Source organism: Iamia sp. (assembly GCF_035575815.1).
In the GTDB taxonomy this organism is placed as follows: Bacteria; Actinomycetota; Acidimicrobiia; order Acidimicrobiales; family Iamiaceae; genus Iamia.
Window position 1 is genome coordinate 16,805 of sequence record NZ_DATLXO010000157.1, and the last position, 15,746, is coordinate 32,550.

20 protein-coding genes and 1 pseudogene are annotated in these 15,746 nt (G+C 73.2%); 13 read left to right on the top strand and 8 right to left on the bottom strand.

The window, feature by feature from the left end; genetic code table 11:
- Nucleotides 1-167: 167 nt before the first annotated feature.
- The 7 genes from groES (at nt 168) to VNL12_RS16410 (ending at nt 6,748) form a co-directional block, all read left to right on the top strand.
- Nucleotides 168-461, top strand: coding sequence for a co-chaperone GroES (gene groES, locus VNL12_RS16380; RefSeq protein ID WP_325596015.1), 294 nt, complete (start codon nt 168-170; stop codon nt 459-461).
- Between the two features lie 8 nt (nt 462-469).
- Nucleotides 470-2,119: a chaperonin GroEL gene (gene groL, locus VNL12_RS16385; protein ID WP_325596016.1), complete on the top strand. Its 1,650-nt coding sequence runs from the start codon at nt 470-472 to the stop codon at nt 2,117-2,119.
- A gap of 143 nt (nt 2,120-2,262) precedes the next feature.
- A complete protein-coding gene (locus VNL12_RS16390; RefSeq protein ID WP_325596017.1) occupies nt 2,263-2,595 on the top strand; it encodes a hypothetical protein in 333 nt (110 codons plus the stop codon).
- Nucleotides 2,579-3,379, top strand: coding sequence for a CoA pyrophosphatase (locus tag VNL12_RS16395; RefSeq protein ID WP_325596018.1), 801 nt, complete (start codon nt 2,579-2,581; stop codon nt 3,377-3,379). Before VNL12_RS16390 ends, VNL12_RS16395 begins: the two co-directional genes overlap by 17 nt.
- Nucleotides 3,380-3,399: 20 nt before the next feature.
- Nucleotides 3,400-3,987 (top strand): sigma-70 family RNA polymerase sigma factor, encoded by a 588-nt coding sequence (locus VNL12_RS16400; protein ID WP_325596019.1) that lies wholly within the window; start codon nt 3,400-3,402, stop codon nt 3,985-3,987.
- On the top strand, nt 3,984-5,312 hold the full coding sequence (locus tag VNL12_RS16405; protein WP_325596020.1) for a serine/threonine-protein kinase: 1,329 nt from the start codon (nt 3,984-3,986) through the stop codon (nt 5,310-5,312). Before VNL12_RS16400 ends, VNL12_RS16405 begins: the two co-directional genes overlap by 4 nt.
- A 95-nt stretch (nt 5,313-5,407) precedes the next feature.
- On the top strand, nt 5,408-6,748 hold the full coding sequence (locus tag VNL12_RS16410; RefSeq protein ID WP_325596021.1) for an OmpA family protein: 1,341 nt from the start codon (nt 5,408-5,410) through the stop codon (nt 6,746-6,748).
- A 98-nt stretch (nt 6,749-6,846) separates the two neighbouring features.
- Here VNL12_RS16410 and VNL12_RS16415 read toward each other — a convergent pair whose 3' ends face one another.
- Nucleotides 6,847-7,128 (bottom strand): MazG nucleotide pyrophosphohydrolase domain-containing protein, encoded by a 282-nt coding sequence (locus tag VNL12_RS16415; protein ID WP_325596022.1) that lies wholly within the window; start codon nt 7,126-7,128, stop codon nt 6,847-6,849.
- A 131-nt stretch (nt 7,129-7,259) separates the two neighbouring features.
- Between VNL12_RS16415 and VNL12_RS16420 the strand changes: the two genes are divergently transcribed.
- The 3 genes from VNL12_RS16420 to VNL12_RS16430 are packed head-to-tail and all read left to right on the top strand — an operon-like array spanning nt 7,260 to nt 9,443.
- Entirely contained in the window at nt 7,260-7,718 is a 459-nt protein-coding gene (locus tag VNL12_RS16420; protein WP_325596023.1) for a sigma-70 family RNA polymerase sigma factor, read from the top strand.
- Nucleotides 7,711-8,556: a PASTA domain-containing protein gene (locus VNL12_RS16425; protein ID WP_325596024.1), complete on the top strand. Its 846-nt coding sequence runs from the start codon at nt 7,711-7,713 to the stop codon at nt 8,554-8,556. The genes VNL12_RS16420 and VNL12_RS16425 overlap by 8 nt, the downstream gene beginning before the upstream one ends.
- Nucleotides 8,553-9,443: a hypothetical protein gene (locus tag VNL12_RS16430; protein WP_325596025.1), complete on the top strand. Its 891-nt coding sequence runs from the start codon at nt 8,553-8,555 to the stop codon at nt 9,441-9,443. The genes VNL12_RS16425 and VNL12_RS16430 overlap by 4 nt, the downstream gene beginning before the upstream one ends.
- 91 nt (nt 9,444-9,534) lie before the next feature.
- Here VNL12_RS16430 and VNL12_RS16435 read toward each other — a convergent pair whose 3' ends face one another.
- The 3 genes from VNL12_RS16435 to VNL12_RS16445 form a co-directional block, all read right to left on the bottom strand.
- Nucleotides 9,535-10,332: a carbon-nitrogen family hydrolase gene (locus VNL12_RS16435; RefSeq protein ID WP_325596026.1), complete on the bottom strand. Its 798-nt coding sequence runs from the start codon at nt 10,330-10,332 to the stop codon at nt 9,535-9,537.
- Entirely contained in the window at nt 10,329-11,507 is a 1,179-nt protein-coding gene (locus tag VNL12_RS16440; RefSeq protein ID WP_325596027.1) for a pyridoxal phosphate-dependent aminotransferase, read from the bottom strand. Before VNL12_RS16440 ends, VNL12_RS16435 begins: the two co-directional genes overlap by 4 nt.
- 88 nt (nt 11,508-11,595) lie before the next feature.
- A complete protein-coding gene (locus VNL12_RS16445; protein ID WP_325596028.1) occupies nt 11,596-12,345 on the bottom strand; it encodes an alpha-ketoglutarate-dependent dioxygenase AlkB in 750 nt (249 codons plus the stop codon).
- A 194-nt stretch (nt 12,346-12,539) separates the two neighbouring features.
- On the opposite strand from VNL12_RS16445, the gene VNL12_RS16450 reads away from it, so the two are divergent.
- The 3 genes and pseudogenes from VNL12_RS16450 to VNL12_RS21005 all read left to right on the top strand — a co-directional run.
- Nucleotides 12,540-13,301, top strand: a complete 762-nt coding sequence (locus VNL12_RS16450; protein WP_325596029.1) for a hypothetical protein — start codon at nt 12,540-12,542, stop codon at nt 13,299-13,301.
- A gap of 118 nt (nt 13,302-13,419) precedes the next feature.
- Nucleotides 13,420-13,983, top strand: a complete 564-nt coding sequence (locus tag VNL12_RS16455) for a TMEM165/GDT1 family protein (RefSeq protein WP_325596030.1) — start codon at nt 13,420-13,422, stop codon at nt 13,981-13,983.
- 142 nt (nt 13,984-14,125) lie between these two features.
- A pseudogene (locus VNL12_RS21005) lies at nt 14,126-14,362 on the top strand (heavy metal translocating P-type ATPase); the annotation flags it as partial.
- Here the strand turns inward: VNL12_RS21005 and VNL12_RS16470 are convergent.
- The 4 genes from VNL12_RS16470 to VNL12_RS16480 all read right to left on the bottom strand — a co-directional run.
- Complete coding sequence (locus VNL12_RS16470; protein ID WP_325596033.1) at nt 14,351-14,488, bottom strand: hypothetical protein; 138 nt, start codon at nt 14,486-14,488, stop codon at nt 14,351-14,353. The pseudogene VNL12_RS21005 and the gene VNL12_RS16470 sit on opposite strands and share 12 nt — an antisense overlap.
- Nucleotides 14,455-14,742 carry a DUF5615 family PIN-like protein gene (locus VNL12_RS21010; protein ID WP_349257866.1) on the bottom strand — a complete coding sequence of 96 codons (288 nt, stop codon included), beginning with the start codon at nt 14,740-14,742 and terminating at the stop codon, nt 14,455-14,457. Before VNL12_RS21010 ends, VNL12_RS16470 begins: the two co-directional genes overlap by 34 nt.
- Nucleotides 14,739-14,969 (bottom strand): DUF433 domain-containing protein, encoded by a 231-nt coding sequence (locus tag VNL12_RS16475; protein WP_325596034.1) that lies wholly within the window; start codon nt 14,967-14,969, stop codon nt 14,739-14,741. Before VNL12_RS16475 ends, VNL12_RS21010 begins: the two co-directional genes overlap by 4 nt.
- Nucleotides 14,970-15,063: 94 nt before the next feature.
- Nucleotides 15,064-15,746: hypothetical protein (locus VNL12_RS16480; protein ID WP_325596035.1), on the bottom strand; the 683-nt coding region annotated here is incomplete at its 5' end.

Sequence of the window (15,746 nt, forward strand, 5' to 3'; positions counted from 1 at the left end):
ATAACAACGCCCACCGCGTCGCCGGACGGCCGGGCCGACCCCACGGCCCTCCGCATTGGCAGTCGGGGCTTGCGAGTGCCAGACGGCGGTCCTAGGGTTGGCACTCGGCACCGATGAGTGCCAACCACCCCGTCCCTGGGGACACGAAAGAGAACCACGGAGGCACCATGTCCCTTCAGCCGCTCGACGATCGCATCGTCGTCCGCCCCGGTGATGCCGAGGCCACCACTGCCAGTGGCCTGGTCATCCCCGACACCGCCAAGGAGAAGCCCCAGCAGGGCGAGGTCCTCGCCGTCGGTCCCGGCCGTCGCGCCGAGACCAGCGGGGAGCTCATCCCTGTCGACATCGTCGCGGGTGACACCGTCGTCTACTCGAAGTACGGCGGCACCGAGATCACCGTCGAGGGCGAGGACGTCTTGATCCTCAACGCCCGCGACGTCCTTGCCAAGGTCGAGAAGTAGGAGAGCCCATGTCCAAGACCCTCAAGTTCGATGACGAGGCCCGACGCGGCCTCGAGGCCGGCGTGAACAAGCTGGCCGACGCAGTCAAGATCACCCTCGGCCCGCGAGGCCGCAACGTGGTCCTCGAGAAGAAGTTCGGCGCCCCCACCATCACCAACGACGGCGTGTCCATCGCCCGCGAGGTGGAGCTGGAGGACCCGTATGAGAACATGGGCGCCCAGCTGGTGAAGGAGGTCGCCACCAAGACCAACGACGTCGCCGGTGACGGCACCACCACCGCCACGGTGCTGGCTCAGGCGCTGGTGAAGGAAGGCCTCCGCAACGTGGCCGCCGGCGCCAACCCGATGGCCCTCAAGCGGGGCATCGACAAGGCCGTCACCGCCGCCGTCGAGGCCATCGCCACCCAGGCCCGCGACATCGACGACCGCGCCGAGATCGCCCAGGTGGCCACCATCTCGGCCAACAACGACAGCACGATCGGTGAGGTCCTCGCCGATGCCATCGACAAGGTCGGCAAGGACGGTGTCGTCACCATCGAGGAGTCGAACACCTTCGGCATGGAGCTCGACTTCACCGAGGGGATGCAGTTCGACAAGGGCTACCTCTCGCCGTACTTCGTCACCGACGCCGAGCGCCAGGAAGCCGTCCTCGAGGACGCCTACCTGCTCTACGTCGAGGGCAAGATCAGCTCCGTCCAGGATCTGCTCCCCGTCCTCGAGAAGGTCATGCAGACCGGCAAGGCGCTGCTGATCATCGCCGAGGACGTCGAGGGCGAGGCCCTCGCCACGCTCGTGGTCAACAAGATCCGCGGCACGTTCAACTCGGTGGCCGTCAAGGCCCCCGGCTTCGGCGAGCGCCGCAAGGCCATGCTGGCCGACCTCGCCGTCCTCACCGGGGGCCAGGTCATCTCCGAGACCGTCGGGCTCAAGCTCGACAACGTCACGCTCGACCTGATGGGCACCGCCCGCAAGATCGTCGTCACCAAGGACGACACCACCATCGTCGAGGGTGGCGGGTCCCAGGACGACGTCAAGGGCCGCATCTCCCAGATCCGTCGGGAGATCGAGGACACCGACTCCGACTGGGACCGCGAGAAGCTCCAGGAGCGTCTCGCCAAGCTGGCCGGAGGTGTCGCCGTCGTCAAGGTCGGCGCCGCCACCGAGGTCGAGCTCAAGGAGAAGAAGCACCGCATCGAGGACGCCCTCTCCGCGACCCGCGCCGCGATCGAGGAAGGCGTCGTCGCCGGAGGTGGCACCGCGCTGCTCCGCACCCGGCCCCAGGTGTCCGACGTGGCCGAGAAGCTCGAGGGCGACGAGGCCACCGGCGCTCGCTCGGTGTACAAGGCGCTCGAGTCGCCGGCCCGGCTCATCGCCGACAACGCCGGCTTCGAGGGCGCGGTCATCGTCCGCGAGATCGAGTCCAAGAAGAAGGCCAACGGCTTCAACGCCGCTACCGGTGAGTTCGAGGACCTCCTCAAGGCCGGTGTCATCGACCCGGCCAAGGTGACCCGTGCGGCGCTGCAGAACGCGGCGTCGATCGCCGGTCTTCTGCTCACCACCGAGGTGATCGTGGCCGACAAGCCCGAGCCCGAGCCCGCCATGCCCGCCGGAGGCGGCGGCGGCATGGGCGGCATGGGCGGCATGGGCGGCATGATGTGATCCCGGGTCGGGCGCTCCGGCGCCTGATCTGCGGAACGATGAGGCCCGGGCCCAGTGCCCGGGCCTCGTCGCGTACCGGCTCACCGTCGATCGCGGGTCGTCTTGGTGGCGGGGCGCGGCGGGGCACCCCGTAGGCTGCGGGCATGGAACGACCGCCCGCGGATCCGGCCAAGCTGCTCTCGGCGTGGGCCGACTGGGAGACCGGCGAGGTCCCTGCCGGCCGGACCATGAGCAACATGAAGACCGGCGGGCTCCGCGACGTGATCGAGCACCTGGCCTCGGAGCCGACCGAGGTCACGCCCGATGCCAGCGACCTCACGGCGCTGCTCGCCACCTGGACCGAGTGGGAGGTCGGCGCCACCTCTCCCGAGCCCGTCATGCTCGGCCTCCAGGGGGCGGGCCTGCGCCCGCTGCTCGAGGCCTTGGCCGGAGCGGTGCCCGTTCAGGCCCCGGAGTCAGGTGACCTCGGCGGCTGAGGGCACCGACCCCGCCTCGTCCGCCCCGGTGCGGGGGGGACCCCAGCGGATCCCGACCCCGCCCGGCGGCCGCGCGCCCGGAGCGTCGGCGCCGTGGGCCGAGCTCTCCCCCGACGCCCGGCGGCCGTCGCTGTCCGATGTGCGCGCCGCGCTCGTCGCCGCCGGACCGGCGGTGCCGTCGCCGGTCGAGAGCGACGGGTTCGCCGCCGCGTCGTTGCCGGCCGAGATCCGGCGGATGATCCGTCAGAACGACGTTCCGGCCCGGGCGTCGGCCGTGCTCGCCCCGCTGTATGACCGTGACGGCGAGGCCTGGGTGGTCCTCACCCGGCGCGCCATGGCCATGCGGGCCCACGCCGGCGAGGTCAGCTTCCCCGGCGGCCGCGCCGAGGCCGGTGACGTCGACCTGGTGCACACCGCCCTTCGCGAAGCCGAGGAGGAGATCGGCCTCGAGCCCGCCTCGGTCGAGATCATCGGAGAGCTCGACCACCTGGCCACCGTCACGAGCGGCTCGTACATCGTCCCTTGGGTCGGCGCCCTGCCGACGCCGCCCGAGCTGCGCCTCTGCTCGGCGGAGGTCGACCTCGCCATCGAGGTGCCCCTCTCGGAGCTCATGGCTCCCGGCGTCTTCCGTGAGGAGATCTGGGACTTCGGGCCCGTCACCCGGCCCATCGTGTTCTTCGACCTGTTCGGCGACACTGTCTGGGGCGCCACCGCGGCGATGCTGCGCCAGCTGCTCGGCTTCGTCACCGGCACGGTGGCGAGGGGTGAGCTGGGCCACGACTGACGAGGCGTAGGTTCTCCGTGGTGATCGACGGTGGCCGCGAGCGTGAGGCGCTCCGGCGCGCGTCGGCTCCGGATGCGGCGGACCTGCTCGACGCCCTCGCCGGTCGGGCCCGCGACGGAGACCACGACGCGCTCGAGACGCTCCTCTGGGCCGTCGACGACCAGGGCCTGGCCCGACGGGCGGTCCGCAAGGTGATCGTCGTCGAGGACGACGTGGACGACGTGGTCCAGGACGTGCTGATCGCGGTGGCGGAGGGCATCGGCGGGTTCCGGGGCGAGTCCCGGTTCACGACCTGGCTCGGCGGCGTGGCCCGGTTCAAGGCCATCGCCCACCTCCGACGCCGGCGCGACGAGGTGGCGCTGTCCGAGGGCGATCAGGGCGAGGCGGCGCGGATCTCCTCGGTGCTGGTCGGCCGGGCCGCCGTGCATGACCTGCTGGCCCGCCTGCCCGAGACCTACCGCGCCGTGGTGGTGCTGCGCGACCTCGAGCAGCGGCCCTACGCGGAGATCGCGCTGCGGCTCGGGCTCAACGAGAACACCGTCCGCACCCGTGCCGCCCGGGGGCGGGCGCTCGCCGCCGCCCTCCTCCGCCAGGAGCCCGACGGGTGATCGGCACCGTGATCCGGGGACGGTACCGCCTCGACGCAGTGGTGGGGACCGGCGCCTTCGCCACCGTCTACCGAGCCCACGACGAGCGCCTCGAGGCCGACGTCGCCCTCAAGGTGCTGGCCGAGAACCACAGCCTCAGCACCGATGTCCGGGAGCGCTTCATCAACGAGGCCCGGCGCCTGCGCCAGGTGGCCAGCCCCCACGTGGTGGGCATCCACGACCTGGGCGAGACCGACCGCTACCAGCCGTTCATCGTCATGGACCTGGCCGACCGGGGCGACCTGGCCCGCCGGGTCGCCGACCACCGGGCGAACAGCCGTCAGGTCGTCCCCGAAGACCTCCTCGCCGTCGCCTCGACCCTCGCCGGTGCGCTGGCGGCCATGCACGCCCACCGGGTCGTGCACCGCGACCTCACGCCTCGGAACCTGCTGCTGGCCTCGACGCCGAGCGTCTCGCCCACCCCCGACCGGACGAGCCGAGGCATCGTGGGCTCCGACGAACGCCTGCTCGTCGGCGACCTCGGCCTGTCGAAGGACCTGGCCCTGGCGTCGGGCATCACCGCGGCCGTCGGGACCCCCGGGTTCTCCCCTCCCGAGCAGCGCATCGGCGCCGGCATCGACGAGAGGACCGACGTCTACGCCGCCAGCGCGCTGCTGGTGTGGTTGGTGACCGGTCAGGTCCCCGCCGACGACGGCACCTGGCCGTCGGCTGCGTTCGGCGGCTGGCCTCAGGGGATCGTCTCGACCCTCTCCCGAGGCCTGTCGCGGGCGCCGGGCGACCGCCACGCGACGGCCGCCGAGTGGGAGGCGGAGGTGCGGGCGGCCCTGGCGCCGGCCGAGCTCTCCCCGACCCTGCCCGCCCCGGCGCTTCCCGGGCCCGTTGCCGGCACCGAGCACCCGTCATCCTCGCCAGGGCAGCGCCGGCGGGCCCGTCGGGGGCTCGTCGTGGTGGTCGCGCTGATCGCGGTGCTGGCGGGGGGTGCGGGAGGACGCCTGCTGGCCACCGACGACGACGACGGCTCGGGGTCGAGGACGGAGGAGATCGGGTCGGGACGGGTGCGCGCCGAGGCGTCCGAGGGCGATCTGACCGTCTCGGTCGAGGGGCCCGAGACCCTGACCGTCGGCGAGCCGTCCAGCTTCACCGCGGACGTGGGCGACGCCGAGTCATGGGTCTGGGTCGGTCCCGACGGCCGCATCAGCCCCGACGCTCCCAGCCTCGACGTCACCCCCGGGTCCGAGGGGCAGCTGGCGATCACTCTGGTGGCCAGCGACGGCACCGGGCGCACGGTGCGCGCCGTGCTGCGGGTGCGGGCGGGCGACCGCTGATGACGCCGGGGAGGCCTCCCCGCGCCGTGACGGGTCGCGGGAAGGGCCGAGGCGCGACCAACGGGGGAAGGACGATCCCGTCCCGAGGAGGAACCATGACATCGATGACCCACGCCGATCGTCGGCCTCGCCGAATCGTGCTCTCGGCCCTGTTAGCGGTGGCCGTCCTGCTGGCTGCTTCGTGCAGCAGCGAGGAGCAGACCGCCGAGGCGACCAGCACACCGGGCACGGCGACCACCGAGGACGACGGGCCCGGTGAGACGAAGCGTGAGTCGCTCCCGCCGGCCGACGACACCGGACCGGACACTGAGCCGCCCGACGACGACACCGAGTCGGACACCGAGTCGCCCGACGACGACGCCCCGGAGGAGACCGAACCCGACGACACCGGGACCGACGCCGAGGCTCCCGACGACCCCCCGGACCCGAGCTGCGAGCCGGGGGAGGGGCGCACGATCACCGAGATCGACGACGTCGTCACCGACGACGTCGTGGTGGACCCCGTGGTCGTCGAGGACCAGGTGGTCGACGGGGAGACGGTCCCCGGGTTCGAGATCCCGGGCTTCACCATCGCCGGCCAGCGGGTCGACGGTGGGTGCATCGTCGAGTACGACGCCCCCGCCGGGTGTCTGGGCCGGATCGAGGTGTCCGCGGTCACCATCCCGGGGACGGCGATCCCCGGCGTCGAGGTTCCGGGCGCCGAGGTCCCGGGTGGCGACGGTGCCGAGGGTGGGAGCGAGGCGGAGGTCTCCGTCGAGCCGGTGACGGTCGAGGGCGTCGAAGAGCCCCAGGTGTGCCGGCCCGAGCCGCCCGAGGGGGGCGGCTACGTGCCTGGGATCTACCGGGACATCCTGTACCGCGACATCGCGTACCGGGACATCCTCTACCGGGACATCGTCTACCGGGACGTGGCGTGCACCGCGGACTCCGACTGCATCACCTCGGTCACGGTCCCGTCGGTCACCGTCCCCAGCGTGACCGTCGCCAGCGTCACCGTCCCCTCGCGCACCCTCGAGGGTCGCGACGTCGGAGGGTTGGAGGAGGTGCCCGTCTACGGAGACGACCAGGAGACCGCCTACCTGGCCCCGGCCGACGTGCTCTTCGACTTCGACTCCGACGAGCTGCGGCCGTCGGCCGACCCGGTGCTGGGCCGCATCGCCGATGAGGCCCGCAAGGCGGCGCCCGGCGCGCGCATCACCGTCGACGGCCACACCGACGCCCGGGGAGACGACGACTACAACCTGGGTCTCTCCGAGCGTCGGGCCCAGGCGGTCGCGGACTGGTTGATCGAACGCGGCGATCTCGACGGCGAGGCCATCGTCGTCACCGGGTTCGGCGAGTCTGCTCCCGTGGCGCCCAACGAGACGCCGAGCGGGGAGGACGACCCCGACGGCCGTCAGCAGAACCGCAGGGTGGTCATCGGCGTGGAGGTCTAGACCTCAGCACAGCTGAACCCGCACCCGCACCCTCGCCCTCACCAGCAACCGGGGCCCGGCGCGTCGGCGCCGGGCCCCGCCGCGCGCGCCGGCCGGGCCTACGGGCAGGCGCAGGGGCTGGTGCCGCAGGCCGGGCAGCCGTCGGTGTACCGCAGGGCCGCCGCGTCGAGGGAGAGGCCGAGCTGCTCGGCCAGCGAGGCGAGCCACGCCAGCACGTCACCCAGCTCGTGGAGCTGCTGGGCCGGCGTGCCCTTGCGGGTCGCCTGGGCCAGCTCCCCGACCTCCTCGGCCAGCCACGCCACAGTCGCCGGGCGGCCCCGGGCGACATCGCGCTCGCCGTAGGTGTCTCCGATGCGGCGCTGGAACTCGGCGATCTCCATGGCGCCGACCCTACGAGGCCCTGCGGAACGGGAGACCGCAACGCTCGACGGGCGCCCGGCGTTGGAGCAGTGTGACCAGGGTGAGGACGAGCGCGATGCCGGTCGGTGACGGGCCCGTCCACGGTGACGTCATGGCTCGCCTCGAGGCCCTCTACCGGCGCGAGCAACGCGACCTGGTGCGCCTGGCGCACCTGTTGCTGGGCGACGGGGCCCGGGCCGAGGAGCTGGTGCAGGATGCCTTCGTCCGGCTGCTACCGCACCTGGAGGGCAACGCCAGCCCCGGCGGCTACCTGCGCACCATCGTGGTGAACCTGTGTCGCGACGAGCAACGGCGTGCCGTGCGCGCCCGGCGCCACCTCCATGCCCGCCCGGTCTCGGCGCCCCCGCCCGGGATCCCCGAGCGGTCGACCGCGGTGTGGATGGCACTGCAGGGGCTGCCGGCCCGCCAGCGCGAGGCGCTGTCACTGCGGTTCTACGCGGATCTGCCCACCGAAGAGATCGCCCGCATCCTCGACGTCCGGCCGGCCACGGTGCGCTCCCTCGTGCACCGGGGCCTCGCCACCCTGAAGGAGGTGGTCCCTCGTGACTGACCCCCACGATCCCCACGACACCGACGAAGCCGGCGACGACGCGGCGTGGTTCCGCGCCGCGGTCGATCCCGTCCTCGACGCGCACCGCCCGTCGAGCGGGTGGGCTGCGGTGCGCCGCCGGCTCGGCGCCGAGGAGCCGTCGCCGCTGGTGGTGGCGCTCGTGCCTCCTCGCCGCCGCGGCCGGGAGCGGGTCGTCCTAACCGCCGCGGCGGTCGCGGTTCTGGCGGGGATCGCCCTGGCCCTCCTGCTCGTCGACCGGGACGGATCGCCCGACACCGACCGCCGGGCCGGCGCACCGGAGACCACCGACCGTCGGGCCGATCCTGACCCGGCGACCACCGACGCCGCACCGTCGATCGACGCCGCACCGTCGACCGCACCCGCACCGTCGACCGAGGTCCCACCGTCGACCGAGCCGGTCGGCCCGCTGGTGGAGGTACCCCCGGTCGTTCGCCGCATCGACCTCTCGCCCGTGGGCCTCGACGTCCGCTACCTCGACCGGGCCAACGAGGGCGTGGCTGAGGGCGCGGTGGTCAGCCAGGACCCGCAACCCGGCGCCCAGGTGCCCGAGGGCTCGCTCGTGGTGGTGGTGATGAGCGGGGGCGGACCGGTCACCGACTGGGCGTCGCTCCCGGCCGAGGCCCGGACCTTCACCGACGGCCTCATGGGCTATCACCGCTCCGAGCCCATCCGGCTGGTGCAGACGAGCGCTGGCGAGGCCTACAAGACCGACGCCTGGCTCTTCGGACCGTGCCCGGCGGTGGCGCGAGCGATCGCCACCGTGCTCGACCCGTCCTACGACGACCGCTGCTACGACCCCCAGGACGGTGCCCCATGATCCTCCGCCAACTCTCCCTCACCCTCGTGGCCGCGTGCATCGCAGCCACCTCGATCCTCGTGGCCACCTTCGCGCCGCCGGTCGGAGCCGGCGGCGGGACCTGGCTGTACGGCGCCCGCGACCGCTACGAGCCCGGCGAGCAGGTGAACCTCGTCGGCTACGTGGGCAACGTGGAACGGGGATGGATCGAGGACGGTCCCTTCGACGCCACCCTGCGCCTCGCGCCCGTTCCCCCCGACGGCACGGTGGAGGATCCCGACGCCGCGGAGCTGCCGCTGGGCCCGTTGACCCTGCAGGAGACGGGGCGGGGCCACCGGCACGGTCTGCGCGCCTCGATCACCTTCGACCTCCCAGCCGACCTGGCGCCGGGCCTCTACGGCATCAGCTACGGCAACGCCTCGGGCACCAGCTGGCTGGGTGACCTCGTCGGCGGGGAGGTGTGGGTCGGCGTCGACCCGGCGTACCCGATCCACCGGGCCTGGCCGGCCGATGACCCGGCTCTCACCGGCGCCCCGGCATGGGTGCCGCTGCCCCCGGCCCCACCGCCCCCGCCGACGACCGCCCCGCCCGCGTCCGACCCTGCGCCGACGACCACCACCAACCCGACGCCCACGACGAGCGCGACCACGATCGCGCCGCCGAACACGCGGACCCCGGCGGGCGAGGAGACCTCGGACCTCGAGGTGGTCTCCGCGGTTCAGAGGACCGGGTCGGGCCCGTCGTCGAGCTCGGGGGTGCCGGTGCGTCCGGTAGCCGTGATCGGCGCGCTGCTCGCCGCCGCGATCGGTGCGACCGTGCTCGGGCGCCGAGCGCACCGCCGTCGGCTGTCATCCTCCGGGACGATCGGGCTGGGCCGGGCCGAGGTCCCCAGCCGATGGGCGCCGTGAGGGTGGTCGCCCGTGGGACCTTGCTGCGCGTCCGGGCCGCAAGTGCGTGCGAGCGGCCCGGGCGCCGCGGCCCGCGCGCCGAGAGGCGGGGTCAGCCGCGGCGGTCCGGGAGGAAGCGGAAGCGGTCGCGGGTCTCCGCCACGCGACCGGCGGCCACGTCGGCGAGCAGGATGCTCTCGCCATGGGCGGCGGTGGCCAGCAGCTCGCCGGAGGGGTCGACGATGCGGCTGTCGCCGCAGTAGCGCAGCCCGCCCCCCTCACCCACCCGGTTCACGCCGACGACGTAGGCCTGGTTCTCGATGGCCCGGGCCTGGAGCAGGGCGGTCCAGTGGAGGCGCCGGCTCTCGGGCCAGTTGGCCGGCACCAGGTAGAGGTCGGTGTCGCGGGCGACCCGCCAGAGCTCATCGGCGAAGCGCAGGTCGTAGCAGACGAAGAGGCTCACCCGCAGCCCACCGATGTTGACGCTGACGAGGTCGGTGCCGGCGCGGAACCAGCGATCCTCCCCGGCCTGGGTGAAGGGGTGGATCTTGCGGTAGCGGTGGACAGCGCCGCCGGGCGCAGCCAGCACGAAGGAGTTGTACGGGCGGCGGTCGTCGTCGGGCGCGTCGATCGGGACCTCGGGGCACGAGCCGCCCACCCACACCCCGTGCTCGGTGGCCTGGGCCTGGAGGAACTGCGACGAGGGTCCGCCCTCGGGCTCGCCCAGGTCGGGGTCGTCCACCGCGAAGCCGGTGGAGAACGTCTCGGTCAGCACGATCAACCGGGCCCCGGACCCGGCCGCGGCGGCCACCATCGGGGCCAGCCGGGCGAAGTTGGCCTCCCGATCGCTCCACACGATGTCGTGCTGGATCGCTGCGACCCGCAACGTCGCCTCCTCCTCGGCGGTCATGGGCGAACCCCGGCCAGGCGCGACACGGCGTCATCGAGCACCGCGTCGCGCTTGGCGCACGCGAAGCGGACCAGGTGCCGGCCGTGCTCGGGGCGCCGGTAGAAGACCTCGTTGGGCACGGCCACCACCCCACAGAGGTCGGGGAGCGAGCGGCAGAACGCCATGCCGTCGCCGTCGGGCCGGACCGGACGGATGTCGACGGTCGTGAAGTAGGTGCCCTCGGGCTCGAACACGGTCAGTCCGGCGGCGCGCAGACCGGCGCCGAGGCGGTCGCGCTTGGTCGTCAGGTCGGCGGCCAGCCCGGCGAAGAAGGCGTCACCGAGGCCGAGGCCGACCGCGACGGCGGGCTGGAACGGGGCGCCGTTGACGTAGGTGAGGAACTGCTTGGCCGCTCGGGTGGCGGCGACGAGGGCTGCGGGCCCGCAGGCCCAGCCGATCTTCCACCCGGTGGTGCTGAAGGTCTTGCCGCCCGAGGAGATGGTGAGGGTGCGCTCGGCCATGTCCGGCACCGTCGCCATCGGGACGTGGGTGGCTCCGGGGAACACGAGGTGCTCGTAGACCTCGTCGGTCACCACGATCAGGTCGTGGTCGAGGGCGATCGACGCGACCAGCGCCATCTCCTCAGCGTCGAACACCTTGCCCGTCGGGTTGTGGGGCGTGTTGAGCAGGATCACCTTGGTGCGCTCGGTGACCGCCCGACGCAGCTCCTCGGGGTCGAAGCGGTAGCGACCGTCCGCGTCGGGGCGCAACAGCACCGGGGCCACCCGGGCGCCGGCGAGGGCGATGGCGGCGGGGTAGCTGTCGAACATGGGCTCGAAGACCACCACCTCGTCGCCGGCGTCGAGCATGCCGAGCAGCGCTCCGGCCAGGGCCTCGGTGGCTCCGGCGGTGATCAGGACCTCGGCCTCGGGGTCGTGGGCCACGCCGTAGAAGCGGTGCTGGTGGGCGGCGACGGCCTCGCGCAGCAAGGCCATGCCGGTGCCCGGCGGGTACTGGTTGACGCCGGAGCGGATGGCGTCGACCGCGGCGTCGAGCACCTCGGACGGGCCGTCGGTGTCCGGGAAGCCCTGGCCCAGGTTGATGGCACCGGTCTCGTCCGCGAGGGCCGACATCTCGGCGAAGATCGACGTGCCGAACCCGGCGAGCTTCGAGGTCATCGGGTCGCGGTGCAACACGTCCCCGACACTACGAGCCCACGACCGTCGGTCCCCGCCGCGAGGTGTCGCGACGGCCGAAGCGGTCGGCCCTGCTGACACCAGCCAACTAGCGGCTCGAGAAGTGGAGGGGGGCGCCGTAGGAGCCGCCGCGCTCCTGGCGGCCGGTTCGCGAGGTCCATCGCCACTGCACCGACAGCCGCGGCCCGACGCGGTGGGCCACCTTGGGGACGGAGTGCTCCCACCCGGCCTGGCAGCCGCCGCCCATGACGAGCAGGTCGCCCTCGCCGGCGGCGATGTCGACCACTGCGCCGTGGTGGTCGAGCTCGTGGGCGTGGCGATGGGCCCGGGGTCGGAGGAGGAACGGGCGCCGGGCCCCCACCACCAGCAGTGCGATCCGGGTGTCATCGAGCCACTTCATGTCTCGGTCGCGGTGGAACGCGACCCCATCGCGCTCATGGCGGTACCAGGCCACGGCCGGTGACCCGAACCGGACCCCGTAGCGGTGCTGGAGCGCCCGGTGCACATCCGCGAGCACCGGGTGCGGGGGTTGGTCCAGCCGGTAGCCCGAGCCCAGGCGGGGCACGTCGACCCAGTGGTCGTAGCGGAAGATCTGGTTATCGGTGCTCCAGGGCAACCGTTCGGTGAGCGCGGCGACGAGGTCGTCGGGGTTGGACACCGCACCGCGAGCCACATCCACCCACGACCGACGGTCGAGCCACGTCCGCTCGAAGGCCGCATCAGGCCGCCGGACCGCGACGGGCGCACGGTCGTGAGCGGCCAGCCCGTCGTCGCGCGGTCCGTCGTGAGCGACCGGTCCGTCGTCGGCCGGTCCATCGTCGGCCACCTCCGTCCTCACCGCACCGAGCGTACCGAGGTCGCGGCGCGGCCGACAGCGGGTCGGGTTCCCGGGCCGTCGGTACCATCGGCGGTTCTGACGACAAGACCCGGGGCCCACCCGTCGCGGTCGATGCGGGCCCTCCGGTCCGGGTCGGTCCTGACCGAGACCGATCGTCGGTCGCGGGCCGCCGTTCTGGCCGCGGGGACCGGCTCGTGAGCTGGCTCCAACGCGTGCTCGGAGCGACGCGCTCGCTGGGGGAGCGGACCTCGGGGCTACCTGCGTCGTCGAACGGTGCGTCGTCGTTCCACCTGGCCTGGCGATGGGAGGGGCGCCCGCCCGAGCTGGTCGAGGTGTCGGCCACGGTCACCGTGGTCGATCCGCCGACGGTCGACCGCCTGTACTTCTGGGCCCTCCAGGCCAGCTTCGTCGAGGGCCCGGGCCCCGGTCGGCGCCACGGCGGCGGGCACGCCGGGCTCCAGTGGCACCCTCGCCACCCCGGCGGCACGGCGGTGAACTGGGGCGGCTACGGCGCCGACGGCCGGGAGCTGGGTGGGTCGATCAGCCCGCTGCCCTCCGCTCTCGGCAACCCGAACACCCGGGACCTTTTCTGGGAGCCCGGCCGCCCCTACCGCCTCGCCATCCACCGCGGCATCGAGGGGTGGGCGGCGTCGGTCGACGGGCTGGTCGTCCGTGAGCTGCACGTCGGCGGTGACCGCCTGGCCGACATCTTGGTGTGGTCGGAGGTCTTCGCCCGTTGCGACGACCCCTCTTCGGTCGTGCGCTGGAGCGAGCTGTCGGCCACGACCGTCGACGGCCGGGTCGTGCGCCCCGTGGCCGTGGTGACCCGCTACCAGTCGGTGCCCGACGGCGGCTGCTCCAACACCTCGTCGGACCCCGACGGCACCGGCGCCGTCGTCCAGCGCACCGGCGTCGCCCGCACCACGGGGCCCGCCACCGTCATCCCCCTCGGGTAGCGACACCCTCGCCGGTCCGACGCGGTCCGCGCTTAGTGTGCCGCTCCTTTGGGGTCCAGGGAGCGGGCTACCGTGCTACCGCCGTGTCCGGGGAGCCCCACGCAGGAGCGACGAGCGCATGGGATCACTGCTGGCGGCGATGGGGCTGGTCTTCGTGGCCGAGCTGGGGGACAAGACCCAGCTCGTCGCCCTGGGTCTCGGGGCCCGGCACCGCCTGGCGCCGGTGGTCGTCGGCGTGGTCGCGGCCTACGCGGCGACGAACCTGCTCTCGGTGGTGGTCGGTGGGCTGGTCGGTGAGGCGCTGCCCACCCGGGCCATCGGCCTCGTCGGCGGCGTGATGTTCCTCGGCTTCGCGCTGTGGACGTTCCGCTCCGGTGACGGCGGGATTGACGACGAGGAGGACGTGGGTTCGGGCTCGCGCTCGATCGTGGTGTCGGTGGCGGTGGCCATGTTCGTCGCCGAGCTGGGCGACAAGACGATGCTCGCCACCGCGACCCTGGCCGCCAGGGGTGACCCGGTGGCGGTGTGGATCGGGGCGACGATCGGCATCATCGCCAGCGGCCTCCTCGGCGTGCTGCTGGGCCGGGCCTTCGGAGCCCGCCTGCCCGAGCGGGCGACCCGCATCGGATCGTCGATCCTCTTCGCCGGCTTCGGCCTCGTCCTGATCGCCACCAGCCTCTGACGCCCCCGGAGGGTTGTCGTTGATACCCGCCCTGGGGTAGAGCGTCCGGTTCGTCGCACGCGGGAGGACAACCCTGACCACCACCGTCGTCACCGTCAACGGCATGACGTGTGAGCACTGCGTCGGCGCCGTCGCAGAGGCCCTGGTGCGCGGCGACCTGCTCGCCGCGGTCGACGCCGTCGCCCTCTCGCGCCGGAACCTGGCCACCATCAAGGGCAACCTGTTCTGGGCCTTCGCCTAGAACGTGGCCGCCCTACCGCTGGCCGCGGCCGGCCTGCTCAACCCCATGCTCGCCGGGGCGGCCATGGCCTTCAGCAGCGTCTTCGTCGTCCACCAACAGCTGCGGCTGCGGCGCTTCGACTCCACCTCATCGCGCTGACCCCGGCCGCGCCGGCCCGGCGATCGGCAGCCGTCGGACGCGGATCCTGTCGTCGGTGAGAACGACGATGGCTCCCGCCTCCAGGTCGACCTTCAGCACCGCAAGGTTGGCCACCAGCAGGCCCACGCGGTCTCTCGGCAGCCGTCCCACGCGACGGAAGAGGACGATGCTGGGGAGGGTGCCCCCCGACTCGCCAGGAGCTCGCCGAAGTCGGTGTCGGCTGACACCAGGACGCGTCCCTCGTCCACCGCGGCGGCCATGACGTCCTCGTCGGGTTGGCCCAGCAGATTGCGTTCGGCGAGGTGCAGGGCGTTGTGTCCGGCAGCTCGGAGGAGATCGGCGACCAGGGTGCTGAGGCACTCGTCGATCAGGAACCTCACGCCGTGGTGCGGAAGGGGAGGTGCCGCTCGTCGATCGCCCGTGCGGCGTAGGCCAGGGCGGCGAGCACGTCGTCCCGCTCCAGCTGAGGGTACTGCTCGACGACATCCTCGGCCGCCAACCCATCGGCAACCAGGCCGACGACGGTCGCCACGGGGATGCGCGTACCCGAGATGCAGAGCACCCCGTCCATGATGCGGTGGTCGACCGACACGCGCGCTGGGGTCATGGCACCAGGCTACGCGGCATCGACATCCCTGGGGTCTGTTCTGGCCGGCGCACCCGGTGGCGGGCAACGGGACGGCCGACGCCGATGCCAGGGGTCAGGTCGGGTCGAGGATGCCGGCGCGGGTGAGCCAGCGCCCGATCTCGGTCGAGACGTTGCGGCCCGACGCGATGGTGGGCGCGTCGTCGACCCGGGCGATCTTCTCGTTGACCCGCTCGATGGCCTTGCGCGTCGAGTCGCGCGAGCGCCCCAGACGACGGGCCGCCTCGTCGTGGGCTCGGGGGACGAGCACCGGCGGGCGGGGCAGCACGGCGAAGTCCGAGTAGTACGCCCGCAGGACGTCGTGTTCGAGCGGGGTGAGCCGCAGGACTACGACGTCATCGAGGCTCATGGTCGGGTCCTCCACTGCGTCGCTCTGGGTGCCCTCGGCATCGGCCCCGGCCTCACGACTGTCGTCGCCGCCGCTGTCCCCGTCGTCGTCGGTCTGAGCGGCCGGAGCGCCGATCCCCGGTCCCCGATGGTCGTCGGTCGCGCAGACGAGGTGGAAGCGGTGGTCCGGACGGCCCACGGCGTAGGCCCAGCGGTGCCGCACCGGCACCCAGGGCCGTCCCGGCTCGAGGGGCACGTCCTCGTAGCCCGGCTCATAGACGTGGAGCAGTCCGGGGCGGGCGCTGACGTTCAGCGTGCTCCAGCGGGTGCCGTCCCAGCGGACCTCGGCGTGGGCGGTCGAGACCGTCCAGCGGCCCCCGATGCGCTGGTGGCCGACCCGCACCTCGTTGG

Excerpts from the sequence above, each read along its gene's own strand:
- groES (WP_325596015.1), top strand. The coding sequence starts at position 168 with ATGTCCCTTCAGCCGCTCGACGATCGCATCGTCGTCCGCCCCGGTGAT.
- groL (WP_325596016.1), top strand. The coding sequence starts at position 470 with ATGTCCAAGACCCTCAAGTTCGATGACGAGGCCCGACGCGGCCTCGAG.
- VNL12_RS16390 (WP_325596017.1), top strand. The coding sequence starts at position 2,263 with ATGGAACGACCGCCCGCGGATCCGGCCAAGCTGCTCTCGGCGTGGGCC.
- VNL12_RS16410 (WP_325596021.1), top strand. The coding sequence starts at position 5,408 with ATGACATCGATGACCCACGCCGATCGTCGGCCTCGCCGAATCGTGCTC.
- VNL12_RS16415 (WP_325596022.1), bottom strand. The coding sequence starts at position 7,128 with ATGGAGATCGCCGAGTTCCAGCGCCGCATCGGAGACACCTACGGCGAG.
- VNL12_RS16420 (WP_325596023.1), top strand. The coding sequence starts at position 7,260 with ATGGCTCGCCTCGAGGCCCTCTACCGGCGCGAGCAACGCGACCTGGTG.
- VNL12_RS16430 (WP_325596025.1), top strand. The coding sequence starts at position 8,553 with ATGATCCTCCGCCAACTCTCCCTCACCCTCGTGGCCGCGTGCATCGCA.
- VNL12_RS16435 (WP_325596026.1), bottom strand. The coding sequence starts at position 10,332 with ATGACCGCCGAGGAGGAGGCGACGTTGCGGGTCGCAGCGATCCAGCAC.
- VNL12_RS16455 (WP_325596030.1), top strand. The coding sequence starts at position 13,420 with ATGGGATCACTGCTGGCGGCGATGGGGCTGGTCTTCGTGGCCGAGCTG.
- VNL12_RS16475 (WP_325596034.1), bottom strand. The coding sequence starts at position 14,969 with ATGACCCCAGCGCGCGTGTCGGTCGACCACCGCATCATGGACGGGGTG.